Here is an 8168-nt window from a genome sequence, read left to right as displayed (position 1 = left end):
CTGGCCCGGTTCTGCAGCAATATTGGCGACGGAGGCCTCGACTCCGCGTTGATCGAGGCACAGGTGCTCGGCCCCCCGGATATCGAAGAGAAGGTGGGTTTGACGGGCGGACATATCTTTCAAGGCGAGTGCCTGCCGCAGTACATGTGGTCGAACCGCCTGAGCGCGCGAACGCCGATGCAGGGGATGTATCTGTGTGGCGCATGCACACATCCCGGCGGCAGCGTGATCGGGATCAACGGCCGGAACGCAGCGATGGCAGTCCTGAAGGATTTGGGCGGAAAGTAAGCCGCAGCTTGAGTTGGACCTACTCACTGAGTCTCAGTTTCTGTCTTCTCCTTACGTTGATCGTCGATAACAAAGCCATCCGGCAGTTGAAAGTACTTCGGATCGACCTCCGTCACCGAGATATCCGACAAAGTGAACGTCTGTTTGCCGAAGCGTGGATCGCTCACAATGGAAATCAGGTTGATTCCAAGCTTCGGAGAGCGCCAGTACTCACGCACAAAGGTCATCGGCTGATCGTTCCCCATCACTCCAGCGTTCACCACCGTCGTATCGCGCGTCCCAACCGTCTCAATGCCCTCAATATCCTTGACGCCCAGATCCTCGTGCGTTCGATATCCTGCGTTCTTCGGCAACGGGCCCGTTCGAATCGAAACCTCGACGTGCGGAGAAGGAGAATAATCCTTCAATTCGCATCTACCGTGTTTGCGCCCCAACAGAAAGCAGTCGTAACCGGAGTGCTGATTCGCGTCGTAAATCTGAATCACGTTCATCTCTGATTTCACATCGCTGTTCTTCGGCACGAGCAACCAGCGCTCTTCATAGATCCGTCCATCGCGGTCGCGGGCCACCTTGCGCTGATTCACCGCAGTCTCGCTGCCTCCGCCCGCCAGCGGTCGCGCCCACTCGGTATGCACAGTCGCAGTGAATGGCGCGTCATGCATCGGCGGAATATAGATGCTCTGAAGCACCTGGGATACCCCGCCATCGAGTTGCGTCTCCGGAGACCATTCCTGCTGAGCCGCGGCGGCAATCGCTAGAGCAAAGATTACGAGCAAGAGACTTCGCACAGCACCTCCAGACCACGTGCTGAAATTCTCCCACCCAGGTATAGTACGAGGGATTTGAAAATCGTTCATCTAAATTTCTAGATTCGGTCCCTTTTTCAGGCAGCTGATCCCGTCGTGGCAGGTGCGCACTTGCGCTTTAGCCCACGGGAAGGATGGAAGATTGTGCCCCATTCATCGCCTTTGCGATGAGTGGGCGGGTAACCCTCAATCTCACCATCCTCCACTTCCATTCGCGAACGTATAAAGCACGAGTTTGCTTATTGAGCCACGCGAGTGAGAATTCAGCGATCCAGCCCGACATTTCGCGCCGCTCAATCCGAGAAACCGCCGTGCGTCTATTGACCAGTGGACCTTCAAACTCTCTGAGTTCTGGGTAAATCGCCTCCTGACCGGAAGTTGATCAATCGCCGACCGGTCGATATCTCACCGTTTCACAGTTTCTGTGAACTTGCGTTGACGACGAACCTTGGTGCTTCGAAAAGGCACTGGCATCATCCCTGCCGCTGGATTCCGCGGGTTCACAGATTTAGTTTCGTCGCCTGGTACTGCTCTGCTATGCTGCGACGCACATGGCACAAGCTCCAGCACTGAAACGAGGCATTCGGTTTCGCGACCTGGCGCTGTTCTATGTCGTTGTGGCGCTCAATGTGCGCTGGACTTCGACAGCTGCGGCAGCAGGACCAAGCATCCTCGTCATCTGGGTTGCGGCGCTGACCTGCTTCTTTATTCCCCTGGCGGCGAGCGTAATGGAGTTGTCGTCGCGGCATCCGGAAGAGGGCGGAATCTACGTGTGGACGCGGACGGCGTTCGGCGACTTTACGGGATTTATCGCGGCATGGATGTACTGGATGAGCAATCTTCCGTTCTTTGCAGGCGTGCTTTACTTCGGCGCAGCTTCCGTGCTGATTGCGTTCGGGCCGCGCGCGCAGCATTTGAACAGCAGCCCGTTGTACTTCATGGGATTCGCGGCGTTCTGGCTGACCGCAATCATCGCGCTGAATATTCGCGGGGTAGATGCAGGCAAGTGGCTGAATAACATTTGTTCCATCGGAAGCCTGGTGCCGCTCGCCTTGCTGATGATGATGGCGGCTGTATCGTGGATGCGGTTTGGGCCGGCGACACCGTTCACCATGGCGAGCATGACCCCGCACTGGTCCCTGGATAATGCGGTGTTCTGGTCGGGGGTGTTCTTCGCGTTTGGCGGCGTGGAGGCGGCAAGCGCGATGGGCGACGAGATTCAGAACCCGCGCAAAACGATGCCGTGGGCGATCCTGGTGGGCGGCACGATTGTGACTCTGGGATATATCGGCGGAACGATGGCGCTGCTGGTAGCGCTGCCGAGTGATGCGGTAAGCGGGCTGCAGGGATTTGTGAATGGCGTGGAAACGCTGAGCACAAAACTGGGACTGGGATGGATGCTGGTGCCGATTGCGCTGCTGGTAGGTGTGAACAGCGTGGGATCGACGGCAGCGAATCTGTCGTCGACGTCGCGGCTGCCGTTTGTGGCTGGGATCGATCATTATCTTCCACCGGTATTCGGGTCAATCCATCGGCGCTATCGCACGCCGTGGGTGGCGATCGGCGTGTATGGGCTCGCGAGTGTGCTGGTGGCGATACTGGGGCAGATGGGAACGACGGTACGCGGCGCCTATGACGTGCTGGTGAGCATGGCGGTGATTTCCTATTTCATTCCGTACCTGCTGCTGTTTGCGTCGATGATTCGGCTGCAATGGGAGCCGGCGGGGCCCAATGTGCGCCGAGTGCCAGGAGGAAAGCCAACGGCGATTGCGCTGGCTGTTGTGGGATTCGCGGCGACTGCGACGACGATTGTGCTGTCGCTATTTCCGGGTGCAGACCAGCCAGACAAGTTGATGGCCGTTGTGAAAGTGGCAGGCGCGACGCTCGTGCAGCTGGGGCTTGGAGTAGCGATTTTTGTGGCTGAGAGGCGAAGGGCGCGTAGAGAGACGGTGGCGGCGTAGCGAAAAATTCGCTCCTCGAATGGCACACCTCCAAAAACTGTCAACACCTCACTCTCTCAAAACACCGCCATGTTCCTGCTTCCATTCGAAATAAATTCTCTCGGAATATTGCACGTTATTTCTTATAAATCTCTACACTGCTCTCAGTAGCAATAAGCGACGTAGCTGCCGCAATCGGCCCGGTGATCGATCACACCGGGCCGATCGCATTTGTGCAGGTCTACACGGTTTCCCGGCAGAATCTCGAAAGAGACGCCGCTATCTTCCTTTCTTTCAAGACTTTAGGACTTAAGCCTTTCTGAATCAATAGCTTACAAAACGCTTGTCGAGGCTAACTGGTCTCTTTTCAGGAACTTGCCTGAAAACAATAAAAAAAGGAGCTCCATTCATGTACATGGAATGCCGGCACGTCAAAATCAACGGGCTGCGCTGCCAGTCCCCAGCGCTCAAAGGCGGACAATTCTGTTACTACCACGCCAAACTCCACAACGTCGGCGCCGAGCCTGATCTGAAATTCGGACCTCTCCAGTTGCCGCCGCCCGAGGATGCTGCTGCCGTTCAACTCTCTGTCGCTCGAATCAACGACGCCATCATCCACGGACGTCTCGATCTGAGAAAAGCGTCTGCTCTCTTCAACGGGCTTCGCATCGCCTCCCGCCTCATCACGAGCACCGTTTGCCTTGATCCGGATGACGTCGTGCAGTCGGCCCAGCAGAGCGCGACCGGCGAGGAACTCGCTCCCGACAGCTACATCTGTGAGGATGAAGAGGACTGCAATGACTGCTCCTACAACAATCAGTGCGACCGCGTCATCAGGCCCGGCGACCCCGGCTACGATGAGGTCGATGACGGCGAAGAAAAAGAAGACGACAGCTAGTCCTGGTTTCCGTCACATAAGCACAATGCGGGTGCCCTGGGTCCTCGCCTTTGGGACCTGGGAGGGATGTTACAGGGTTACTTCCCTGCCTTTGACAAAGACCCTGGGGCGCATGGGCGCGGCGATGAAGTACGCGAGTTCGCGGTAGTCGGTGAACTCATGGATGACAAACTCTGCCTGCTTCCCTGCTTCGAGCGAGCCGATCTCTCCGCCAAGGCCGAGCGAGTGCGCCGCGTTGATGGTGGCCGCCGTGAGCGCTTCGGCGGGCGACAGGCCCATTTGCAGACAAGCCAGCGAGAGCATGAACGGCATCGACGGCACTGGCGACGAGCCGGGGTTGAAGTCGGTGGCGAGGACGATGGCCAGGCCGGCTTCTATCATTTTGCGCGCGGGCGGGTATTGGGTGCGACTCAGGGCGAAGACAGAGCCAGGAAGCAGGACGGGCTGGGTGCCGGTGGCGCGGAGATGCTGCAACGTTTCTTCGGCGGCGGTTTCAAGGTGGTCGGCTGTGGCTGCACTGAGCTCGGCAGCGAGATCTGCGCCTGTGCCTGATCTAAATTGCTCGGCGTGGATGCGGAGTTTGAGACCGTGCTTCTTTGCGCTCGTGAGGACGGTGCGACATTCGTCGACGGTGAAGGCGTGGTCGTCGCAGAAGGCGTCGCAGTATTGGGCAAGCTCCGCGGTAGCCACTTCGGGAATCAGTTCGTAGGTGATAAAGCGGACGTAGTCGGCGCGGCGGTCTTTGTATTCGGGTGGAACGGTGTGGGCGGCAAGCAGCGTGGGGACGATGCGTGCGGGGCCTTCATCGTTCAGGCGGCGAATTACGCGAAGCATCTTGAGTTCGGTCTCGTGGTCGAGGCCGTAGCCGGATTTGACTTCGAGCGTGGTGGTGCCAGAGCGAAGCATCCAGTCACGATGGCGGCGGGCGGAGGCGAGTAACTCATCTTCAGTGGCGGCGCGGGTAAGTGCTACAGTGTGCAGGATGCCTCCGCCGGCGGCGGCGATCTGCTGATAGGTGGCGCCGGCGATGCGTTGTTCAAATTCGGCGGCGCGATTGCCGGCGAAGACGAGGTGGGTGTGGGCGTCGACGAAGCCGGGGGTGATGCAGCGGTTTTCAGCATCAATGATTGTCGCGATGGGTGGGATTTTGGATTTGAGTTCGGAGTATTTGCCGGTTTCAGTGATGCGGCCGTGTTCGATGAGCATCGCCGCATCTTCGATGATGGCGAGGTCGTTGAGTCCTGCGCCGGTGCGGGGGCTTGCGGGACCAGAGAGAGTGACGAGTTGACCGATGTTGACGATGGCGGTCTGCATGAATTATCAAGTCAGCGGCGCTTGCGCGCTGGGTAGCGGGTTACCGAGTTAGCGGTTCGTGCTTGGTTGAATATCGAGGTTTCCCACCCATTCCGCAAACGACGCGGAATGGATGGGGCACCCGGCGCATCAATCTTGGTTCAACTCTTTGTCATGGGAATGTGAATTCCCTTCTCTTTGGCGGTTTGCTGGGCTAGCTCGTAGCCAGCGTCGGCGTGGCGGGCTACGCCTATTCCTGGATCGTTGTTGAGGACTCTTGCGATCTTGTGGGAGGCAATGTTAGTGCCGTCGGCTACTGTTACCTGGCCGGCGTGGAGTGAGTAGCCCATGCCTACTCCGCCACCGTGGTGGAAGCTGACCCACGTTGCGCCCGATGCGGTGTTGAGCAGCGCGTTGAGGATCGGCCAGTCAGCTACAGCGTCGCTGCCGTCGAGCATCTTTTCTGTTTCGCGATAAGGGCTGGCGACGGAGCCGGTGTCGAGGTGGTCGCGGCCAATGGCGATGGGCGCGGAGATCTTCCCCTTCTTCACGAGGTCGTTCATCGCTTCGCCCATTTTGGCGCGCTCACCATATCCGAGCCAGCAGATGCGCGCGGGCAAACCCTGGAATGCAAAACGGCCGCGGGCAAGTTTCATCCAGCGGGTGAGGATTTCGTTTTCCGGGAATAACTCAAGCGCCAGATCATCCGTCACATCGATGTCCTTGGGATCGCCGGAGAGCGCGACCCAGCGGAAGGGGCCAGCGCCGGTGCAGAAGAGCGGACGAATGTACTCGGGGACGAAGCCGGGGATGAGAAAGGCGTCGGCACATCCGGCATCGAAGGCGAAGCGGCGGATGTTGTTGCCGTAGTCGAAGGTGACGGCGCCGGAGCGCTGCAGGGAGAGCATGGCATCGACATGGACAACCATGGAGGCGGTGGAGCGGCGAACGTATTCTTCGGGATCGCGGTGGCGGAGTTCGGTGGCGGCTGCGATCGGATCACGGTGGGAGCGGCGGGCTGAATCCGCGAAGCCGAGACCCTGCGGGATGTAGCCGTTGAGCGGATCATGGGCGCTGGTCTGGTCTGTGACGACGTCGACCTGGACGCCGCGGCGAACGATTTCGGGCAGGATATCGGCGCAGTTGCCAACGAGTCCGACCGAGAGGGCCCGACCTTCGCGACGGGCGGACTCGCAGAGGGTGAGCGCTTCGTCAAGGTCCTCGCTGATGGTGTCGCAGTAGCGTGTGTCAACGCGGCGCTCGATTCGGCTGCGATCGACGTCGATGGCTAGCATGACTCCGCCATTGAGTGTGACGGACAAGGGCTGCGCGCCACCCATTCCACCCATGCCGCCGGTAACGACGAGCTTGCCTTTGAGAGATCCGCCGAAGTGGCGTTCGGCGAGGGCGGCAAAGGTTTGGAATGTGCCCTGCAGAATTCCCTGCGTTCCTATGTAGATCCACGAGCCGGCCGTCATCTGGCCGTACATCATGAGGCCCTTGCGGTCGAGTTCGTTGAAGTGATCCCACGTGGCCCATTTGCCCACGAGGTTGGAGTTGGCGATGATGACGCGCGGAGCCATTTCGTGGGTGGGAAAAACAGCGACAGGCTTGCCGGATTGGACGAGGAGCGTGTCTTCAGGGCCGAGGCGCTCGAGTTCATTAACGATGGCGTGGAAGCATTCCCAGTTTCGCGCGGCACGGCCAATGCCGCCATAGACAACGAGGTCTTGCGGGCGCTCGGCCACTTCGGGATCGAGGTTGTTCATGAGGCAGCGGAGGGCGGCTTCCTGCTGCCAGCCTTTACAGCGGAGAGTGTTGCCGCGCGGGGCGCGGATGATGGGGGACGCGCTGGTTGTGGTCATGAGAAAAACTCCTGCGAGATCGACACACTGAGGATACTACCGTGGGAGTTGAGGTTGCTTGCCGTACCGAGTCAAGTCGAAGAAGATTCGCCGGCGAGCTGTCGCATGTAATCGGCGCTGTCGAACTTGCCTTGTGATTCGGCGATAAGGCCGTCTGAACCGAAACGCCAGCTTTCAAAGCCGCTGATGCGGACGCGATTTCCGGTGCCGCCGGGGCCGGTATTCGTGCCGATGAGGGTCCAGTGATACTCGGCGTGGTCGCCGCGCTGAACGATGCGTTCCATCCTGATCTCGATATCGGGAAAAGCCGTCATGAAAGATTGCGCAGCCGCAGTGATGGCGGGGCGGCCGACGGCTGGGGTGCCGCTGTTGATGGTGAGAGAGCCTTGCGGCGAGAAGAAGGCGGCGACGCTCGCAGCGTTCTGGCTGCACCATGCAGCGGTGTAACGGGTGGCGAAGTCGTGCAGGTCGTGCATCAGTGTTCCTGGTTTATGGGCAAGTTGAGGATATATCCGATGGTATGCGTGTTGAACTGGAATCCTGACGTTAGGAAATGGAGAGAGAAAAAGCAGGTTCTTCGCTCCGCTTACCCCACAGACATTGTCTGCGGGGCCCCAAGATGCTCCGCTCAGAATGACATGAGCAAATAATATGCAGCACGTCAAGCCAAGCCTGGTTTCTCAGCTCCCTCTCTCAGAAGTCTGTCGTAATGACATCTTGACGTGCCCTCTGATTTATCCTTCTCTTCGTGCCAAATACATTGGTAGAATGCGTACCTAATTTCTCTGAGGGGCGCGACAAGGCCAAGGTGGACGCCATTGTCGAGGCCATGAAGCTGCCTGGAGTGTACCTGCTCGATCGCGAGATGGATGCGGATCACAACCGGTGCGTGATCACGCTCGTGGGCGAGCGGGAGGCAATCCAGGAGGCGGCAATTCGCGGCGTGGGCAAGGCCGCCGAACTGATTGACCTGACACAACACCAGGGCGCGCATCCGCGGATGGGCGCGGCAGATGTGGTGCCGTTTATCCCGATCGACGGAGTGACCCTGGAAGATTGCGTGGCGATGGCGAAGCAT

At 59.0% G+C, this 8168-nt stretch carries 6 protein-coding genes and 2 pseudogenes; 4 read left to right on the top strand and 4 right to left on the bottom strand.

What is annotated here, in order from left to right; translation table 11 throughout:
• Positions 1-288: pseudogene (locus WA354_RS17405) on the top strand (phytoene desaturase family protein); the annotation flags it as partial.
• A gap of 23 nt (positions 289-311) precedes the next feature.
• Here WA354_RS17405 and WA354_RS17400 read toward each other — a convergent pair.
• Positions 312-1076, bottom strand: coding sequence for a hypothetical protein (locus WA354_RS17400; RefSeq protein ID WP_472814291.1), 765 nt, complete (start codon positions 1074-1076; stop codon positions 312-314).
• Positions 1077-1645: 569 nt separating this feature from the next.
• Here WA354_RS17400 and WA354_RS17395 point away from each other — a divergent pair.
• Complete coding sequence (locus WA354_RS17395; protein ID WP_472814290.1) at positions 1646-3055, top strand: APC family permease; 1410 nt, start codon at positions 1646-1648, stop codon at positions 3053-3055.
• 388 nt (positions 3056-3443) lie between these two features.
• Positions 3444-3932 carry a hypothetical protein gene (locus WA354_RS17390; RefSeq protein WP_472814289.1) on the top strand — a complete coding sequence of 163 codons (489 nt, stop codon included), beginning with the start codon at positions 3444-3446 and terminating at the stop codon, positions 3930-3932.
• A 69-nt stretch (positions 3933-4001) separates the two neighbouring features.
• On the opposite strand, the gene hutI is transcribed toward WA354_RS17390, so the two are convergent.
• From hutI to WA354_RS17375, 3 genes are all read right to left on the bottom strand, one after another.
• Complete coding sequence (hutI, locus tag WA354_RS17385) at positions 4002-5246, bottom strand: imidazolonepropionase (protein WP_472814288.1); 1245 nt, start codon at positions 5244-5246, stop codon at positions 4002-4004.
• 140 nt (positions 5247-5386) lie between these two features.
• Positions 5387-7090, bottom strand: a complete 1704-nt coding sequence (hutU, locus tag WA354_RS17380) for a urocanate hydratase (RefSeq protein ID WP_472814287.1) — start codon at positions 7088-7090, stop codon at positions 5387-5389.
• A 71-nt stretch (positions 7091-7161) separates the two neighbouring features.
• Entirely contained in the window at positions 7162-7566 is a 405-nt protein-coding gene (locus tag WA354_RS17375) for a nuclear transport factor 2 family protein (protein ID WP_472814286.1), read from the bottom strand.
• Positions 7567-7838: 272 nt separating this feature from the next.
• Here WA354_RS17375 and WA354_RS17370 point away from each other — a divergent pair.
• Positions 7839-8168: pseudogene (locus WA354_RS17370) on the top strand (glutamate formimidoyltransferase); the annotation flags it as partial.

Source organism: Occallatibacter sp., assembly GCF_049802275.1.
In the GTDB taxonomy this organism is placed as follows: domain Bacteria; phylum Acidobacteriota; class Terriglobia; order Terriglobales; family Acidobacteriaceae; genus Telmatobacter.
Note: the sequence above shows the minus strand (reverse complement) of the source record. Positions and strands in the feature narration are given on the sequence as shown.